Source organism: Rhizobium sp. Leaf384 (assembly GCF_001424065.1).
Classification (GTDB): Bacteria; Pseudomonadota; Alphaproteobacteria; order Rhizobiales; family Rhizobiaceae; genus Ferranicluibacter.
Map to the genome: position 1 here is coordinate 496,839 of NZ_LMQE01000005.1, position 16,516 is coordinate 513,354.

Sequence of the window (16,516 nt, forward strand, 5' to 3'; positions counted from 1 at the left end):
ACGTCGTTCCTGTTCATACTTGAAATTGATAAAGGATATGGCCTAACATCCATCTCATGGATTTACATGGCATCGACCTGAACCTTCTCGTCGCCTTCGACGCTCTCATGGCGGAGCGGAGCGTCACGCGCGCCGGCGTGCGGATCGGGCGCACGCAACCGGCCATGAGCGCGGCCCTGTCCCGCCTGCGTGCCCTCCTGCAGGACGAGCTGTTCATCCGCGGCCCGGAGGGATTGCAACCGACGCCGCGCGCGGTCGATCTTGCCGAACCGCTGGGACATGCGCTTTCGGAGATCCAGAGAACGTTGGAGTTCACGCGGATCTTCGACCCGTCGACGTCGACGGTGACCTTATCGATCGGCCTGTCCGAGCACGCGGCATTCGTCGTCCTGCCAAGCCTGCTCGCGGTCCTGCGCGCGCAGGCTCCGGGAATTGTCTTGCGGATCCGCAAATTTGACCACCGCGACGAGGTCATCAGGCTTTTGGATTCCGGGGAGGCCGACCTGACCATCGGCGTTCCGCACACGCCGGCCGGTCGCATCCTCAGCAGACGCCTGTTCGAGGAACGTTTCGTCTGCGTCGTTCGCAAAGGTCATCCGCAAGGCGAGGCAGAGTTGACGCTCGAGACGTTTCTTCAGATGTCGCATCTGCTGGTTTCGCCCGAAAACGAGCGGTTTGGATTGGTCGATGCCGCGCTTGGGAAGCTCGGACTACGCCGCCGCCTTGCGCTCACCCTGCCGCAAATGTACGCGGCGCCGCCGCTCGTCGCGTCGTCCGACCTGATCGCAACGCTGATGAGAGGCGTGGTCGATGCCTCCGGATATCGCGAACAGCTCCACGTGCTGAAACCGCCCCTGGACCTTGGCACGGCGACGTTCGACATGGCGTGGCACCGGCGCAACGACGTTCACCCCGCGCAGCGCTGGCTGCGTCAGGTGATCGGGTCGCTCTTTGCAAAGGCCTCGACGTGAATAGGCCACTGCCGAACCGGAGGAACGGCTTTCGCGTGTGCGCTCGACAGCTGGTATCACTCCGCGCCGCGGAGCTGCCGGGCCGCGCGCGACCAGTCCTCGACGTGATAGGTCCGGGACACCCTGCCATCTTGGACGTCGTGGATGTCAATGGTCATGATCCGAAACGCGTGATCGGACTCTGCGACGCCCAGAAAGGCACCGGTTGGGGTTCCTTGAGCTTCGCTGCGAACAACGATCCTGTTCCCATCGTCACGACATCCCGGATCTCGAACCTGACCTCCGGAACTTTGGCGATCCGGGCGCTCCATCTCGAAATCGTCGCTTCGCGGTCAACGTAAACATCGCTACTGTGCCACTGCAGACCTGTGCTGCACCTTGTGCCATGTGGCCTGAGACCGCGACGACCACTCGATCAGGCCAACATCTGCGAGGATCAGCACGAGGGCCAAGTAGCTCGTTGATGGCACGTCTTCTCCGATGAGCGCTGCGCCAATCAACAAGGCGACCACAGACGGAGCATAGATGACGCTTGATGCGGCAAGTACGCCGAGGTTTTCGACGATGTGGTAACAGGCGACATATGCAAGGCCAGTACCGCACAACCCGAGGCCAAGGATCAGCCCACCGGCGGCGCGGTGGTCGGCGAAGACCTCGGTCATCCCCTGCGTGGGGGCGATGAGAGCTCTCAACCACCAAGCTTTCATTTACGGCCAGCGCAAAGCGAGATCCACGCTACCCATGATCTCCGTTACGAGCTTTTTAAGGCGTTTTATGAGCAGGCGCGCATCATGCCAAGCTGCTTAGTGGCTCCATGGCATCGAGATCAGCGATAAGCCCCGGCCCGATTGGATTCCATCCAAGAATTTCTCGGGTCTTCGCACTCGATGCTGGGAAATCCAATTGTGCAAACATGGCCATCCAGCCGAAATGCTCGCCCGCCCTGTCCGGCTCAATGGAAACCACGGGCAGGCTCAAACCGCGCCCAAGTGCCTCTGCGATTTCTCGAGCTTTTACGCCCTCCTCGCCAACGGCATTGTAGCGCGCGCCGGGTTCTGCTCGTTCGATGGCCAGCCTGTAAAGAAGCGCCACATCGCCCAGATGTCCGGCAGGAAAGCGGTTGCTTCCGTCGCCCACATAGGCAGAAACACCATTTGCGCGTGCGATCTCGATCATTGGAGATATCAATCCCTGCCTGACCGTGTTGTGCACCTGCGGGAGCCGCATGACCGAGACGTTCACGCCGATGTCCAGCAAGGCATTTCCAGCCAACTCAGAAGCTATCCGGGGAATCGGGTGTTCAAAATTCGTGATATCCTCAAGCGCAGGCTGGCCCAACACTGCGCTTCCAAGTCCTGTCGCCGAGGTGATGAGCAGCGGTCGGCTCGATCCCTTCAGGACATCACCCATGGCGCGGATGACACGTCCGTCCTTTTCGCAGTTCTCTGCGTAACGGGAAAAATCATGATCGAATGCCGTATGAATGATGGCCTCCGCACGCTCGGCACCGCGGCGGATGCTGTCGAGATCTTCCAACGTCCCGTGATGAACGTCGGCACCAACCGCTTCCAGAAAGCGCGCGCCCGTATCCGAGCGGGTCATCCCAGTGACCTGATGACCCGACTTGAGAAGTTCCGAAACAACAGCCGATCCGATAAAGCCGGTGGCACCGGTGACGAGAATGCGCATGGGTATCTCCTTGTTGATCGGCCTCTTTTATCCCGCTAGAACCATGCTGTTAAAGTAGTGACCTTTTCCTAGTATAATAGCTGACTGGATACCGATGACGGAAAGCAATCTACTGGGCTCGTTTCTGCGGGACCGTCGCTCCCGGCTCGACCCCGCAACATTTGGTCTGTCAGGTCGTCGGCGAACCCCTGGACTGCGACGCGAGGAGGTGGCGCAACGCTCAAACATCAGCGCGACCTGGTACACATGGCTCGAGCAAGGGCGCGGAGGCGCTCCATCCGCCGACGTTCTAAACCGCATCGCAAAAGGTTTGATGCTGACCGAGCCGGAGCGGGAACATATGTTCATGCTCGCACTCGGCCGACCACCGGAAGTTCGATTTCGTTCTGTCGAAGGCATCAGCCCCCGCCTCCAGCGGCTTCTGGACACCCTGGAGGCGAGCCCTGCATTGGTGCGCACCGCCGCCTGGGACATTGTGGCGTGGAACCGTGCGGCGACGATCGTCCTTACGGACTATGACCGCCTCGGCCCTCTAGACCGGAACATCTTACGACTGCTGTTCGGCAACCAGGATATCCGAACGCGTCAACACGACTGGGAAGCGATGGCGCGTTTCGTTGTGGGGGCATTTCGCGCCGATGCCGCGCGCGCCGGAGCGACGTCGGAGATTGCCGAGTTGGTCAAAGACCTCTGTGCGAACAGCTCGGAGTTCAAAGCGCTCTGGCAAGAGAACGATGTGATTTCGCACGGTGAAGGTACCAAGAGACTAAAGCATCCGATCCTTGGCGACGTCGAACTGGAGTACTCAGGTTTCGCCGTAGATGGCAGGCCCGACCTCAATCTGGTCATCTACAATCCGGTGGATGCCGACGTTGCGATGAAAATTCGCCGTCTGGTCCAGTCAGAATGCAAACCTGCATCATCAGGTGCCCTCATAACGGAATGTTAAACGCGGTTCTCAATTTTCGATCGATATTCAAGGTGGTGACCCAACGGTCGCTTGGCGCCCTTATTCCTGTCATTCACGTGCCTCCGATGGATACCTAAACGAGACGTTCTGCTCGTTCTCAGCATGTATCGAGTTTGGGAAAATAAGGCCTCACCAGTCTTACACAGACGAGTGAGCTGACGCTGACATTCATCGACCAGCCGAAGACACGGCGTAAAAACAGGTCAATGATGACCGCGACATACAGCCAGCTTCTGCTGTCTAGGAAAGTGAACTGTCTCACGCTAACTCGCTAGACGCCTGGGCATCGGGTACCTCGAACGAAGTTTGAAGCGGTATCGCCTCAAACTGCATACCGATATCTGCGAAAGTCGAGGCTCCAGACCGACCGGGACGCGTCGGCGCTTGCCGAGGTCACGCCTCCCTAAAAGCCGCGCCGGTCGCGGGCGCAAGCCGCCGAGAAGACCGCCTGTCTGAACGTGCGTCAGCGCTTGAAGGACATTTCGGACAAGTCGTGGGAAGACTCCGATACGCCTCGGAGCCGGCAGTGTCGCTCTTTGTTCCTGTAGGCTGCCGCCCTGGAGACCAACCAAGTGAGCAGTTCCGTTAGGTCACCTCAATTTCGCACACGGCAGATGCCAGACCCCTAAAAAACATGATCAGCGCCGATAATTCGATCTCTGTTTAACTGTTGTTCAATCGAAATGGAAAAGGATGCGTCGGCCCGCATGACGCTGGTTGCCGCTGCCAATTACACATGACGTTGTCGAACGGGCTGGCGAACGGGGTTTCCATGTCTTTCATCGATCGCCTTCTTCAGAGCCGCCGTATCGTGACGAAGGTCCTGCTTTTCGTGGTTCCTCTGGTACTGCTAATCGCCGGTGTCGGCCTTGCGGGCTTCTTTACCTCGACGATGCTCAATGGACACATGACGGTGACGCGCGCGACCATCGAGAACATCGGGGATTTCGACAGTCTTCAGAGCGCAATGCAGGAGATGACACTACGGCCGAACGAAGCGACGTTGTCAGCACTGAATCAAGCGATCGACCGTCAGAAGAAAGGCGTCGAGGTCCTGGACGGTTTGCTTTCCTCCGAAGATCGCCGGCGCATCGATGCCGTCCTGCAACTCGCGCCCGCTATCCGGAGCCGCACGGAAGCGCTCTGGGCGATCAAGAGCCAGCGTGACGCGAATGGCAGCGATATCGCCGCGCGTCTGACTGCAATCAAAGCGACTGCCGGGGAGGTAAACCAGAAGCTCGGGAACCTGCGCAAGAAATTTGACGGGCAGGAGAAATTCGCCAAGAGCGCGTTGTTCGACGCGTTCGCCTACGCCTCCATTACTGAGCGGTTGACGAGCCTGCGCAGCGCGGTTGCCAATGCCGCGTCCGACGACGCGACCAGCAAGGCAGCGACCTCTCAGGCAGGCGCTTTGCTTGCCGAGTTCGACGTCGTAAAGCCTCTGGTTGCCCCTAAGGTCATGGCCGGGCTCGAGCCCGTACGCGCGGCTGCAGAGCGCTTGCTTACGGCGGCCGGTGCAAAGGGGGCTGCAGATGCTGCGACCTTGGCACAGGATTTAAAGCGGGAGGCCGGCGACCTTGACCCGCTGTCGGTGGATTTGCAGACGAAAATGCTGAAATCGTCAGCCGCGGCGGCGGACCGGTTCGTCAAGCTGGAACCCGACGTCAAGATGCTGCAGCAGCTCCTGACCGAAGTCGGGTCATCGTTAGCGCTGGTGGATGCCTTGCAACTTCATATCGAGCGGCTCAGCGCGCAATTGACAGAAGCGGCGCGCGACGTTGTGCTCGCCGATATCGCGGCCCTGCGGGCTTCCAGCCAGAAGGTTGCGGAGCTTGGTAGCAAGAACGAGACCATGAGTGCATTTTCCCGGAAGCTCGAGCCTGAGCTTGCCGCGGTGAAGAGTGCGGCCTCCGCTATGCTTGTCATCGAGACGAACTGGAACACCGCGCGTACCGCCGCATCAGATACGCTGTCCGCAGGCATGGAAAATCTTCACGGCTTCATCTCGCAGGCTCAGGAAACCGGGAAGGAGGATAGCGAGCGATCCGCCCACCTTTCGGTGGTGGCGATGGTCCTCGGCACCATCCTTGCCATCGTAGGCGGCGTGATGCTGGTGGAGACCCTGCGCGCACCGCTGAAACGTGTCACCAACGTGATGAAGAGGCTTGCTGAAGGCGACCTCGATGTAGGCATCGAAGGTCGTGACCGCGGCGACGAAATCGGCGACATGGTCCGCTCGGTCAGCGTCTTTCGTGATAACGCCCGCGAGAATATCCGGCTGGAACAGGAAGCCGCCGCGGTTCGCGCGCGTTCCGATGCCGAGACCGCACGCGCCATGCAGGAGAGAGCGCGCATCGCCGCCGAACAGGAGCAGGCCCTGACGGCTCTGTCGGACGTTCTCGACCGGCTCGCCAACGGCGATCTCCAGCAAGCGCTGCGCGAAGATCTGCCGGACGATTTCATCGACATGGCCAAGGCCTACAACACGGCGACACAGGCCCTTCGGTCTACGCTTCTGGATGTGCGAACGACGACGAGCGAGATCAGCGACAGCGCCGGAAATCTCTCAGCCTCCGCAGACGACCTTGCCCGTCGTACGGAGCAGCAGGCGGCCGCCCTGGAACACAGCTCCCGCGCGCTGCGCCATCTCGACACGCTCGTCGGCTCAACTGCCGACAGTGCCCGCAAGACCGCTGTTGCTGTCAACGAGACCGAGCAGTTCGCCGTCCGTTCCGGCGAGGTCGTGGCCCGTGCAGTGGGAGCGATGGGCGAGATCAGCGCGTCTTCCAGTCGGATCGCCACTATCATCGGCGTCATCGACGAAATCGCCTTCCAGACAAATCTCCTAGCGCTCAATGCGGGCGTCGAGGCGGCGCGGGCCGGGGAGGCGGGCCGCGGCTTTGCCGTAGTCGCCCAGGAAGTACGCGAGCTCGCCCAACGATGCGCCGGTGCCGCGCGCGAGATCAAGGGCCTGATTTCGGCTAGCGCCGTACAAGTGGAAAGCGGCGTGCATCTCGTCGAGGAAACGGGGCAGGCGCTCTCCCGCATCATCGCGCATGTCACAGACGTCCGCAAACTGGTCGCCACTATCTCGTCGGCGACCGGCGAACAATCGACCGGCATCAGCGATGTCTCAGAGGCTGTTCAGTCCGTCGAACGCATTACCCAGCAGAACGCGGCGATGGTTGAAGAAAACAACGCTGAGATCCACGGGCTTCGCCAGCGCGTGGAAATTCTCGCCGACAAGGTTGATCGCTTCCGCGTCGATCACTCCCCTTCGTTGCAGGGCGTTCGGATCAGGCGGGCGTCGTAACGCGCCCACTTGCTTGCGGACCCCGCCGTGGACTATGTGCCGTTTTCAAGCGACCTCTACGGGTGTGCTTGTAGCGCGCTCGGCTCAAGTCTAGGAAGACGTTCCTCTTCCATGACACAGCCAACGGCGCCAGCCACATAGCAGTCCGAGTGGAGAAGACTATAGGTGCGCGCCGAAGCTACGGCGGAGGAGCGGAACTCGACACGCCAGAAAAGGATCTTCGCATGCTCTCGCGGGATGGCGTACTGATTTCCGTACGTGTCTTAGAGCGTTTCATGTTTTGATGGAAGCATATCCAGCGTTTGTAAAATAGTCTGCACTTTCGTGCGGCTGGATTGTCTCGACCAAGCCGCCTTCGCCTACGCCCGATCCTCATGACGGCGTTCGCTTTCATCCTTGGTCTCGCATTCAGACTCATCAGTCGTGCGGTTTGCGCACTCGTTTAGAGCCTTCGTGCAAGCTCCGTCCTCTGAAGAGTAGTTTTAGCTATAGCCGTAGCTGCCTTCCTCCGAGACAGCGATGCAGCCCCAAGCGAAAGCCGTTGTATTGGAGGCAGCAAGTGCTCCGGCGAGCGCCAACGCGGCGAGCGCCGCCCGTATAATAGTCGTTATGTTATTCCCCCAGTTCGGCAATATTGCCGTATTCCACGTAACACCAGGATCGGGTTCTCAAACGCTTCTTCTCGCCTTGGCAGAGCTTAAATTAGCGACCGAGAATGCGGTCCGCCCCTCACTGAAGCGCACTCTCCTTCTCAGTTAGGAAAGGGGTCGGTTGTAGCGGAGGCCGGAACAATGGTCGTCGTGAGAGCCTGCTCTTCAGGCTGATACCCGATCCAGAATAGCCACACGGCTGCGACTAGCGAGAAGGCTGCGATTATGGCGGCTCGTTTCATCTCGTCCTCCTGATGTTAATGCACGCTGAACGCGCGTTCAACTGGGTTTATTCGCCGGACTGAAGTCCTACCGGGTTGCCTCCGACGTAAAAGGAAAAGCGGCAGGACAAGAAGTAGGGTGCTAGGTCGGACGACCGAGATGGTGGTTGCTGACCTTCTTTATTTCACGTTCGGCTACTAAGGGGCCGTAATTGATGATGCACCGCGGGTGAGGCAACCACGATGGCCCATTCGTCCGTTATTGTTGGCGAGGCGGTTTTGGCCCTCTGCAGGCGCACCATAGGCGCTTTCGCAGCTGATGAATGTTAGGTGGTGGAATACCAAAGGGGTGGTCACAGTTTAGTATTGTTGGACCAGAAGGCGAACTTTTTGCTAAGGAAGATCGACCAGCCGAAATTTCGCGAAATTATTTCGTAAACGCTGGTGTGTCTGCTTGACAAGCGCTTTTTTTGGCCCAACAAATGAGCCCGTTGGAGGAACCTGAGGTGAAAGAGATCGTTGGCGTAGCACCAGCTTTGAATGCTCAGTCGAACGCGCTGGGGAAGCTCTCGGCTGTTGATCGGCTCGTCGAGCAAATACGCGATATGATCACGGAGCAACGCTTGGGAATAGGGGACGCCTTGCCCACGGAGCGGGATCTGAGCGAGAAATTTCAAGCCGGTCGCAACACGGTGCGGGAGGCTCTACAGGTCCTTCGGGCATATGGCATGGTCGAGACCCGACCCAAGATCGGCGCCGTCATCAGTGGTGGCCACGGTGAAGCCCTGCGTCGGCTCTTTGCTTTCCACAATGGCATTTCCCCGGACTCTTTCAGGGACCTCCAGGGTTTTCGGCGAACTCTGGAAACCGGCGTCGGCGAGCACATAATTCTTACGGCCTCGAACGCCGATTTCGATCGCCTAGATGCGATCAACGCGCGGATCTTGGATGCGACAAGTATCGAAGACAGTGCGCGCTGCGATTACGATTTCCACGCAGCGATCGTTGAGCTCGCGGGCAATCGCACGACAGCGGCAGCTTATAACATGTTGCGTTCGGTCATCGAGGAAGTGATGCGCCTTGGGAAAGCGGATCGTCCGGTACACGCGGTGACGTATCAGGCGCATGCTGAGATCATTCACGCTTTGCGGCAGCGGGACCGTATTGCTTACGTCTATCTCATGAGTGTGCACCTGGAGTTCGGCCTGAGGTTCGTGGCGGACGCGGCTCCTAACAAGCCGTTGAAGCTGTTTCGGGGCGATCGGTAAGACACTGCAAAGGCGCAAGCCGGGAGGCATTGCCGGAGCACCTTGCCCATGGGTCCGGCTTAATGACAGGGCATTGGAGGAGAGAGACATGATCAAAACAAGACGTCACCTTTTGGTACTGGCAGCACTGCTTGCAACAGCGAGTTTTACACAGCGAGATGCACTGGCGGACGGCAAAGCCATCGCCGGCATCGTCTTCCAGCAGGATCAGTATTTCCGCGGCGTTCAGATCGGAATGGAGAAGGCGGCTGAAGCTGCCGGTGACGAACTCCTCGCAGGCAACAGCGACAGCAAGCTCGAGAAGGAAGCGCAGCTGATTGACACCTATATCGCCCGCGGAGTCAACGCGATTGTAATGGCACCGCTGTCGGCCGACGCGTCGATACCGGCGCTAAAGAAGGCGCGCGACGCCGGCATCACGGTTGTTACCTATGGCACCTCGGTTAACGGTGATGTTCCGCAGGCCACGGTTACGAGTTCGGACCGAGATATCGGCATCGGCACCGGCAAGGCGGCCACGGACTTTCTAAAGCCTTTGGCCAATGGCGAGAAAGTCAAAGTGGGCATGCTTGCCTTCAAGGCGCTTCTACCCGAGCAGTCCAATGCCCGTGTCGAAGGCTTCCTGAGTGTGGTCAAGGATCAGATTGATATCGTCGCCCAGCAGGACGCTTGGCTGGCGGAAAAGGCATTGGCGGTTGCAAGCGACATGCTGACGGCCAACCCGGATATCCGCGTCATCTATGCGGCAAACGAAGGCGGCACGATCGGCGCGGTTCAGGCCGTAAAGAAGGCCGGACTGGAAGGCAAGGTGTTTGTGTTCGGCACTGACGGTTCCGAACAGCTCGCAAACATGTTGCTGAACGCCGACAACGTCCTGCAAGCAACAACGGCACAGCAGCCGTTGGAGGTTGGGCGCCAAGCGGTCGAGGCAGCGCAAAACCTTCTGGCCGGCAAAGCCATCGAAACCAAGGTGAATGTCCCGGTTCTACCACTGACCCGTGCGGATACGGCCGGTGTTGCCGCCTTCAAGGAAGGTCTGAAAGCACTGAAGTAGACAGCGGCCAGGGCGGGCGTCAGCCCGCCCATCTTTCATTTACATGAGGAACCTGGTATGGCCGATCTGCACGGCGTCCAATTGGAGCGGGCAGTACAGGGCGCGCTGGATTTTCTGGGCGTAACGAAGCGTTACGGCCCGACAGTTGCGCTCTCTGATTTCACCCACAGCTTTACGCCCGGTCGGGTCCACGCTCTCATGGGCAAGAATGGCTCCGGCAAATCGACACTCGTGAAGCTTCTGGCCGGGGTCACAGGACCAAGCTCCGGAACGATCCGCGTCAACGGTGCAGATCGTCACTTCACCTCACCGCACGACGCTTATGCCGCGGGCATCGTCACCGTGCATCAGGAGCTTTCCCTGGTGCCCGAACTGTCAGTCGGCGAGAACATCTTTCTCGGCCGACTCCCCCATCGCCGTCGTGCCGGCTGCAGCTTTGTCGACTGGACGGGACTTCATGTTCGCGCCGGCGAGCTGTTGGCCGACATGGGCCTAGAGATGGATTCGCGGCAGCCTGTTTCGGCACTAAGCGTCGGCCAGCAGCAGGTGGTCGAGATCGTTAAGGCGATGTCCTTCAGTCCATCGATCCTTCTGCTCGACGAGCCGACATCTGCGCTGGCGACGCGGGAGGTCAAGCAGCTCTTCGCATTGATTTCCCGACTGCGCGCCCGCGGCGTCACGATGATCTATATCACCCATCGCATGAGCGAACTCTTCGAGATTGCTGATACCTGCACGGTGATTAGGGACGGTCACTACATCGGTTCGGTCGAAATGAGGGAGACGACGCCCGCCGCCATTGTCGACATGATGTTTGGCGAGGCTGCACGCGCGACCCGACCACCGCGTCGCGCGTTGGACCGAACCACGGCGCCCGTGCTGGAGGTGCGCGATCTTAGCCGTAACGGCCATTTCCAGAACGTTTCATTCGAACTTTATCCAGGCGAGATCCTCGGTATCGCTGGCTTGCTGGGTGCGGGTAGAACGGAATTGATGCGCGCAATCTTCGGCGCAGATGCGATCGATAGCGGGTCTGTGAAACTCAATGGCCAGCTGATGACCGGCAAGAGCCCGCGCGGGCATCGTCAACTTAACGGTATGTGGAATTCGATGTGCGAATGACGGGCGATGACAGACCGTGATCCGCTATATCGCCGACACCGCTTTCCCGCTGACGTCATTGCTCACGCCGTGTGGCTCTATTACCGGTTCCCTCTGAGCCTGCGAATGGTCGAGGACTTGCTAGCTGCCCGCGGGATCATTGTCTCGCATCAGACCGTCCGGCTGTGGGCGGAGAAATTCGGCCGCACCTTTGCCCGCGAGATCCGTCGTCGATCATCCGGTCAACTTGGGGACAAGTGGCATCTCGATGAAGCCGTTGTTTCAATCCGCGGCAAGAAGCATTGGCTGTGGCGCGCAGTTGACCAGGACGGTTTTGTGTTGGACGTTCTCGTACAAAACCGCCGAGATGCCAAGGCTGCCAAGCGCCTGATGCGCAAGCTCTTGAAGGGCCAGGGACGATCGCCGCGGGCGATGATCACAGACAGGCTGCGATCCTACGGCGCAGCAAAGCGAGAGATCATGCCGGGTGTCGAGCATCGGTCCCACAAGGGGTTGAATAATCGGGCGGAGAATTCTCACCAGCCGGTCCGGCGGCGAGAGCGGATCATGAAGCGCTTCAAGTCACCGCGCCATGTACAACGTTTCGTCTCCATCCATGACCCGATTGCCAATCTGTTCCACATCCCGCGCCACGACATCACCTCCAGCCATCATCGCGAACTGCGCTCAGAGGCGATGAGCCTGTGGGCGAAAATTGCCCGAGCATGAGAGATATCTGGAGATCGCGTCTTTCTCGGGCCCTTCCTCCATTAAGTTTACAATGCCCCTTCAACGAATCATTAAATCAACGACACAACCGGGAAACTGATTGTCAACGATCACAAGGAGCACTATTCGAGGATCTTCCTTGCAATACTTGTATAACACGTAAAAAAAAGGGGAGCGGATTTTACTATGTTTTGTTTGAAATCGCACCCCGCGAGAAAAAAACTGAAAGATGCCTCCATGCGAAGGCCCCTTAATGACAAGGGACCAGTCGCAGATTATAGCCGCACAGTCCAAGAGGGATTGACGCTAGTCCAAGATTATCCGGCGACGCTCAACAGGAAATTCTAACTTTGCGGTGCTGGTTCCAGCTTGAATGCAACGCTACCTCGAAAGCTACACGCATTGCCTTTCCAGAGCCAATAGATGTCTGCTGAACATCTCCCTTGGCGTTTGAAATCCCAGGCACTTGCGCGGCGTGTCATTCAGCCGGTCACACAAGGAACGGATCTCCTGATTGCTGACATCCAGCACGATCGTTTCCGGCGGCAGGTATCGTCGAACACGCNTGCGCGGCGTGTCATTCAGCCGGTCACACAAGGAACGGATCTCCTGATTGCTGACATCCAGCACGATCGTTTCCGGCGGCAGGTATCGTCGAACACGCTTGTTTGTGTTCTCGACCGTGCCCTTCTGCCATGGCGCCTGGGGGTCGYAGAACCAGGCGGTCGTTCCCATGCCGTGCTCGAGCTCGCGCCATGATACGAACTCCAAYCCTCGATCGAATGTCAGGCTTTGCCTGGCTTGGAGGGGCAGGGGTGCCAGATGCCGGATCAACTGGCTCATGATCGGTYTCGAGCGCCGGTCATTGTTGCGAAACAGCAAGGTGTAACGGCTCTTACGCTCCACGACGGTGGCGATGTTTGCGGCGCCATGCTCCTTTCTGAAGATCATCAAATCCGCTTCCCAGTGACCGAATTCWCTTCGGGAATTGATGATGTCAGGCCTGTTGCGAATGGAGCATTCCATTGGAAAGACGAGGCTTCTGGGTTTGCGTGCATATCGCGGTCGCCGCCTGCGGCGTCGCTCAGGCAGATGCCGGCCCAGCTGCTGATCCTGACCCTCCCGGGAATAGACATACTGGTAAATTGTCTCATGGCTCAGCCGAGCCGTTGCGCCACCGGCAAGCCGCAGCCGACCGGAAATTTGCTCCGGCGACCAGCCGTCCTTGAGGCGGTCGANCCCGGGAATAGACATACTGGTAAATTGTCTCATGGCTCAGCCGAGCCGTTGCGCCACCGGCAAGCCGCAGCCGACCGGAAATTTGCTCCGGCGACCAGCCGTCCTTGAGGCGGTCGAYAACGGCGGCACACAGGCTGGGGTCACGCAGGAGCTTGCGGTATTTGCGCCGCCGGTCAGACGCCATTCCATGCGCCGTGACATGCCAATACCCCTCGGCAATCGGGACCTCGCGATCATGCCAGAAATTCCGCCGCAGCTCCCGGCAGATCGTCGACCGGTCGCGACGAAGTGTGCGGGCGATCTCCGCCTGGCTGATCTTCTTCTCATGCATCCGCGAAATGATGCGGCGTTCATCCAAACTCAAGTGCACAAAAGAGCGGGCCATTCCATCCTCCTGAAACCATGGCCATTATTGTCCTCGTTGCATTTGAAAATGGAATCTGCCCNCGTTCATCCAAACTCAAGTGCACAAAAGAGCGGGCCATTCCATCCTCCTGAAACCATGGCCATTATTGTCCTCGTTGCATTTGAAAATGGAATCTGCCCCGGCGAAACGCATTGATCAGATAAGATAGATTATGGAACAGAACGATATCGATGGCACTGGAATGGACGGCCTCAGGTTCTGCACAGGTGCTGTCGCCATGGGCATTCCTATGTTGACGCAGCGTCCAAAGCACGGCTAATCGACGGAGGTGTTTCCACGAGCGACGAGATGGGCCCTTGACCGACAGCAATCAGCGTATTCTCCCCGACGCCCATATTCCCGAGCTTCTCGGCCGATACAATGGCAAGGTCCGCGAGAACTACGATCTGGCGGACGGACGACGGATCATCATCGCGACCGACCGGCTGAGTGCGTTCGACGTCGTGCTGACGGCGATCCCGTTCAAGGGCCAGGTTCTCACGCAGACGGCGCGCTACTGGTTCGAACAGACCGCGGATATCTGCCCCAACCACGTGCTCGAATATCCCGATCCCAATGTCGTCGTCGGGACACGGCTCGATATCCTGCCGGTCGAGATCGTCGTGCGCGGTTATCTCGCCGGCACGACCAGCACGTCGATCCTGACGAAATATCGAAACGGCGAGCGGGTCATGTACGGGACCGAGCTTCCCGATGGCATGAAGGACAACGAGAAGCTTCCGACCGCGATCATCACGCCCACGAGCAAGGCGTTCGACGGCGGCCATGACGAACCGCTCTCGGCGGATGAGATCCTGGCGCAGAAGCTTCTGACGCCGGACCAGTGGGAAACGGTCTCGACCTATGCGCTGGCGCTTTTTGAGCGTGGACAGGCGTTGGCCGCCCGACGCGGGCTGATCCTGGTCGATACGAAATACGAGTTCGGCACCGACGCGTCGGGGCAGATCGTGCTGGCCGACGAAATCCACACGCCGGACAGCAGCCGCTACTGGATCGCCGAGAGCTACCCTGAAAGCTTTGCGACAGGCGGCCGTCCAAAGAGCTTCGACAAGGATTTCGTACGAGCCTGGGTTACCGAGCGCTGCGATCCTTACAAGGATCCGATTCCGGCCATTCCGGACGCGCTCGTGACACAGACCTCGCGCGTCTACATCGAAGCCTACGAGACGATTACCGGCCAGGCATTCGCGCCGGATCTGCGCGGCGAGAGCGTCCTCGCCCGCATCCGGGAGAACCTCAGGCCTTACTTCGCCGGGTAACGGGTCTCGATCTCCGTCACGATCTGCAAGCCATCATATGCCGGCTCCACATGAGCCGGTGTTTCCGCCATGACGGTATCGTAGTCGAGCGGAACATGCATGTGCGTGAGAACGGCACGTTCCGGCGCGAGGGTTTCGATCCAGGCGAGCGCTTGTCCGAGCGACAGATGGCTCGGATGATATTCATATTGCAGCGTATCGAGGATCAGGGTCTGCAGGTTTGCGAGCTTGCCGACCGTCTCTCGCGGGAAATCGGAGACATCCGTGCAGTAGGCGACGTCGCCGATGCGGAAACCCAGGGAGTGGATGGAGCCGTGCATCTGCAGCAGCGGCTCGAAGGTTATCGTGCCGCCTTCGCCCTCGACCCGGAAAGGTTCGAGCGATGGCGTGATCGGGCAGGCGCGAATGATCGGCGGATAGTTGCTGCCGGGCGGCGATTCCAGGCAGTAGCGAAATCCCTCGCGGATCCGCGCCAGGGTGAAGGCATCGGCCCAGATCGGCGTCTGACGGCGATTATGGATCACGAAGCCCCGCAAATCGTCGATGCCGTGCAGATGGTCGGCATGCGAATGGGTGTAGACCACGGCGTCGAGACCCCTCACCCCGGCGGAGATCAGCTGCTCGCGCAGATCGGGCCCTGTGTCGATCAGCACCGTCGTGCGTCCGCCATTCTCCGACACCTGCTCGACCAGCAAGGCAGCGCGCAATCTGCGATTTTTCGGATTGCGCGGATCGCATGCCCCCCAATCGCCGGTGATGCGCGGAACCCCGGGCGACGACCCGCAGCCGAGAATGGTGAAGATCCGTCTTGCCGCCATCGACGCCACCGGTTCAGGATCGTGGCATCTTGGAGAAGACGCGATGGGCGTTTTCGGTGGTCACCGCCGCGATCTCTTCAAGGGAAAGGCCGAGGGTTTCCCCGAGAACCTGAGCCGTATGCGCAACATAGGCCGGCTCGTTGCGCTTGCCGCGGAAGGGTTTGGGCGCAAGATAGGGCGCGTCCGTTTCGACGAGCAGCCGATCGTGCGGCACTGCGCGGGCGATCGTTCGCAGATCCTCGGATTTCGGAAAGGTCAGAATGCCGGAGAAGGAGATATAGCCGCCGAGGTCCACGCCGATGCGCGCGAGATCCGCTCCGGACGAAAAGCAGTGGAGAATGAAGGGGAAGGCCCCCTTCCCCGTCTCTGTCGTCAGGATGTCGGCCATGTCGTCGTCTGCCGATCGACTGTGGATCACGAGCGGAAGGCCCGTTTCCCGCGCGGCGGCGATGTGACGAAGCAGGCCCGTCTTCTGGTCGTCCGGTTTCTGCGTGTCGTAGAAATAATCAAGGCCGGCCTCGCCGATGGCGATCACCTTCGGATGGGCCGAGAGCCGGACAAGATCCTCCGTCGTGACGTCGAGCTCTTCGTCCGCGTTGTTCGGATGCGTTCCAACGGAGCAGAACACCTGGTCGTACCGTTCGGCGACCGCGAGGATCGTCTCGAAGCGTTTGACGCGCGTACAGATGGTCACCAGCTTGTGCACGCCGATGTCCGCCGCCCGGGCGACGATGTCGTCCCGCTCGGCCTCGAAATCCGGGAAGTCGAGGTGGCAATGCGTGTCGATCAACAAGGGAGACGCCACGA

13 protein-coding genes and 2 pseudogenes are annotated in these 16,516 nt (G+C 59.4%); 8 read left to right on the forward strand and 7 right to left on the reverse strand.

Annotated features, from left to right (window positions below; all coding sequences use genetic code 11):
• The first annotated feature begins 56 nt into the window (after positions 1-56).
• A complete protein-coding gene (locus tag ASG25_RS10640; RefSeq protein ID WP_062473266.1) occupies positions 57-971 on the forward strand; it encodes a LysR family transcriptional regulator in 915 nt (304 codons plus the stop codon).
• Between the two features lie 56 nt (positions 972-1,027).
• On the opposite strand, the gene ASG25_RS22260 is transcribed toward ASG25_RS10640, so the two are convergent.
• The 3 genes from ASG25_RS22260 to ASG25_RS10655 form a co-directional block, all read right to left on the reverse strand.
• Positions 1,028-1,282 (reverse strand): ester cyclase, encoded by a 255-nt coding sequence (locus ASG25_RS22260; RefSeq protein WP_082480079.1) that lies wholly within the window; start codon positions 1,280-1,282, stop codon positions 1,028-1,030.
• A 36-nt stretch (positions 1,283-1,318) separates the two neighbouring features.
• Positions 1,319-1,663 carry an EamA family transporter gene (locus ASG25_RS10650; RefSeq protein ID WP_062473270.1) on the reverse strand — a complete coding sequence of 115 codons (345 nt, stop codon included), beginning with the start codon at positions 1,661-1,663 and terminating at the stop codon, positions 1,319-1,321.
• Positions 1,664-1,760: 97 nt separating this feature from the next.
• A complete protein-coding gene (locus ASG25_RS10655; protein WP_062473272.1) occupies positions 1,761-2,660 on the reverse strand; it encodes an SDR family oxidoreductase in 900 nt (299 codons plus the stop codon).
• A gap of 94 nt (positions 2,661-2,754) precedes the next feature.
• On the opposite strand from ASG25_RS10655, the gene ASG25_RS10660 reads away from it, so the two are divergent.
• From ASG25_RS10660 to ASG25_RS10690, 6 genes are all read left to right on the forward strand, one after another.
• Positions 2,755-3,609 carry a helix-turn-helix transcriptional regulator gene (locus tag ASG25_RS10660; RefSeq protein ID WP_062473274.1) on the forward strand — a complete coding sequence of 285 codons (855 nt, stop codon included), beginning with the start codon at positions 2,755-2,757 and terminating at the stop codon, positions 3,607-3,609.
• A gap of 793 nt (positions 3,610-4,402) precedes the next feature.
• Positions 4,403-6,943, forward strand: coding sequence for a methyl-accepting chemotaxis protein (locus ASG25_RS10665; protein ID WP_062474476.1), 2,541 nt, complete (start codon positions 4,403-4,405; stop codon positions 6,941-6,943).
• A gap of 1,377 nt (positions 6,944-8,320) precedes the next feature.
• Positions 8,321-9,082, forward strand: coding sequence for a FadR/GntR family transcriptional regulator (locus ASG25_RS10675; RefSeq protein ID WP_062474478.1), 762 nt, complete (start codon positions 8,321-8,323; stop codon positions 9,080-9,082).
• Positions 9,083-9,170: 88 nt separating this feature from the next.
• Positions 9,171-10,136: a substrate-binding domain-containing protein gene (locus tag ASG25_RS10680; RefSeq protein WP_062473278.1), complete on the forward strand. Its 966-nt coding sequence runs from the start codon at positions 9,171-9,173 to the stop codon at positions 10,134-10,136.
• A 57-nt stretch (positions 10,137-10,193) separates the two neighbouring features.
• A complete protein-coding gene (locus tag ASG25_RS10685; protein ID WP_244479378.1) occupies positions 10,194-11,258 on the forward strand; it encodes a sugar ABC transporter ATP-binding protein in 1,065 nt (354 codons plus the stop codon).
• Between the two features lie 6 nt (positions 11,259-11,264).
• Entirely contained in the window at positions 11,265-11,966 is a 702-nt protein-coding gene (locus ASG25_RS10690; protein WP_062473280.1) for an IS6 family transposase, read from the forward strand.
• Positions 11,967-12,532: 566 nt separating this feature from the next.
• Here ASG25_RS10690 and ASG25_RS23235 read toward each other — a convergent pair.
• Positions 12,533-13,204 (reverse strand): annotated as a pseudogene (locus ASG25_RS23235) (IS30 family transposase); the annotation flags it as partial.
• Between the two features lies 1 nt (position 13,205).
• Positions 13,206-13,590 (reverse strand): annotated as a pseudogene (locus ASG25_RS23600) (helix-turn-helix domain-containing protein); the annotation flags it as partial.
• A 338-nt stretch (positions 13,591-13,928) separates the two neighbouring features.
• Between ASG25_RS23600 and ASG25_RS10705 the strand changes: the two are divergent.
• Positions 13,929-14,891: a phosphoribosylaminoimidazolesuccinocarboxamide synthase gene (locus ASG25_RS10705; protein ID WP_062473286.1), complete on the forward strand. Its 963-nt coding sequence runs from the start codon at positions 13,929-13,931 to the stop codon at positions 14,889-14,891.
• Here the strand turns inward: ASG25_RS10705 and ASG25_RS10710 are convergent.
• On the reverse strand, positions 14,876-15,709 hold the full coding sequence (locus tag ASG25_RS10710; protein WP_062473288.1) for an MBL fold metallo-hydrolase: 834 nt from the start codon (positions 15,707-15,709) through the stop codon (positions 14,876-14,878). The genes ASG25_RS10705 and ASG25_RS10710 overlap by 16 nt on opposite strands.
• Before the next feature lie 13 nt (positions 15,710-15,722).
• Positions 15,723-16,502 (reverse strand): TatD family hydrolase, encoded by a 780-nt coding sequence (locus ASG25_RS10715; protein WP_062474480.1) that lies wholly within the window; start codon positions 16,500-16,502, stop codon positions 15,723-15,725.
• Between the last annotated feature and the right edge of the window lie 14 nt (positions 16,503-16,516).

Coding starts and splice junctions, on each gene's coding strand:
- ASG25_RS10640 (WP_062473266.1), top strand. CDS start 57: ATGGATTTACATGGCATCGACCTGAACCTTCTCGTCGCCTTCGACGCT.
- ASG25_RS22260 (WP_082480079.1), bottom strand. CDS start 1,282: ATGGAGCGCCCGGATCGCCAAAGTTCCGGAGGTCAGGTTCGAGATCCG.
- ASG25_RS10655 (WP_062473272.1), bottom strand. CDS start 2,660: ATGCGCATTCTCGTCACCGGTGCCACCGGCTTTATCGGATCGGCTGTT.
- ASG25_RS10660 (WP_062473274.1), top strand. CDS start 2,755: ATGACGGAAAGCAATCTACTGGGCTCGTTTCTGCGGGACCGTCGCTCC.
- ASG25_RS10665 (WP_062474476.1), top strand. CDS start 4,403: ATGTCTTTCATCGATCGCCTTCTTCAGAGCCGCCGTATCGTGACGAAG.
- ASG25_RS10680 (WP_062473278.1), top strand. CDS start 9,171: ATGATCAAAACAAGACGTCACCTTTTGGTACTGGCAGCACTGCTTGCA.
- ASG25_RS10685 (WP_244479378.1), top strand. CDS start 10,194: ATGGCCGATCTGCACGGCGTCCAATTGGAGCGGGCAGTACAGGGCGCG.
- ASG25_RS10690 (WP_062473280.1), top strand. CDS start 11,265: ATGACAGACCGTGATCCGCTATATCGCCGACACCGCTTTCCCGCTGAC.
- ASG25_RS10710 (WP_062473288.1), bottom strand. CDS start 15,709: ATGGCGGCAAGACGGATCTTCACCATTCTCGGCTGCGGGTCGTCGCCC.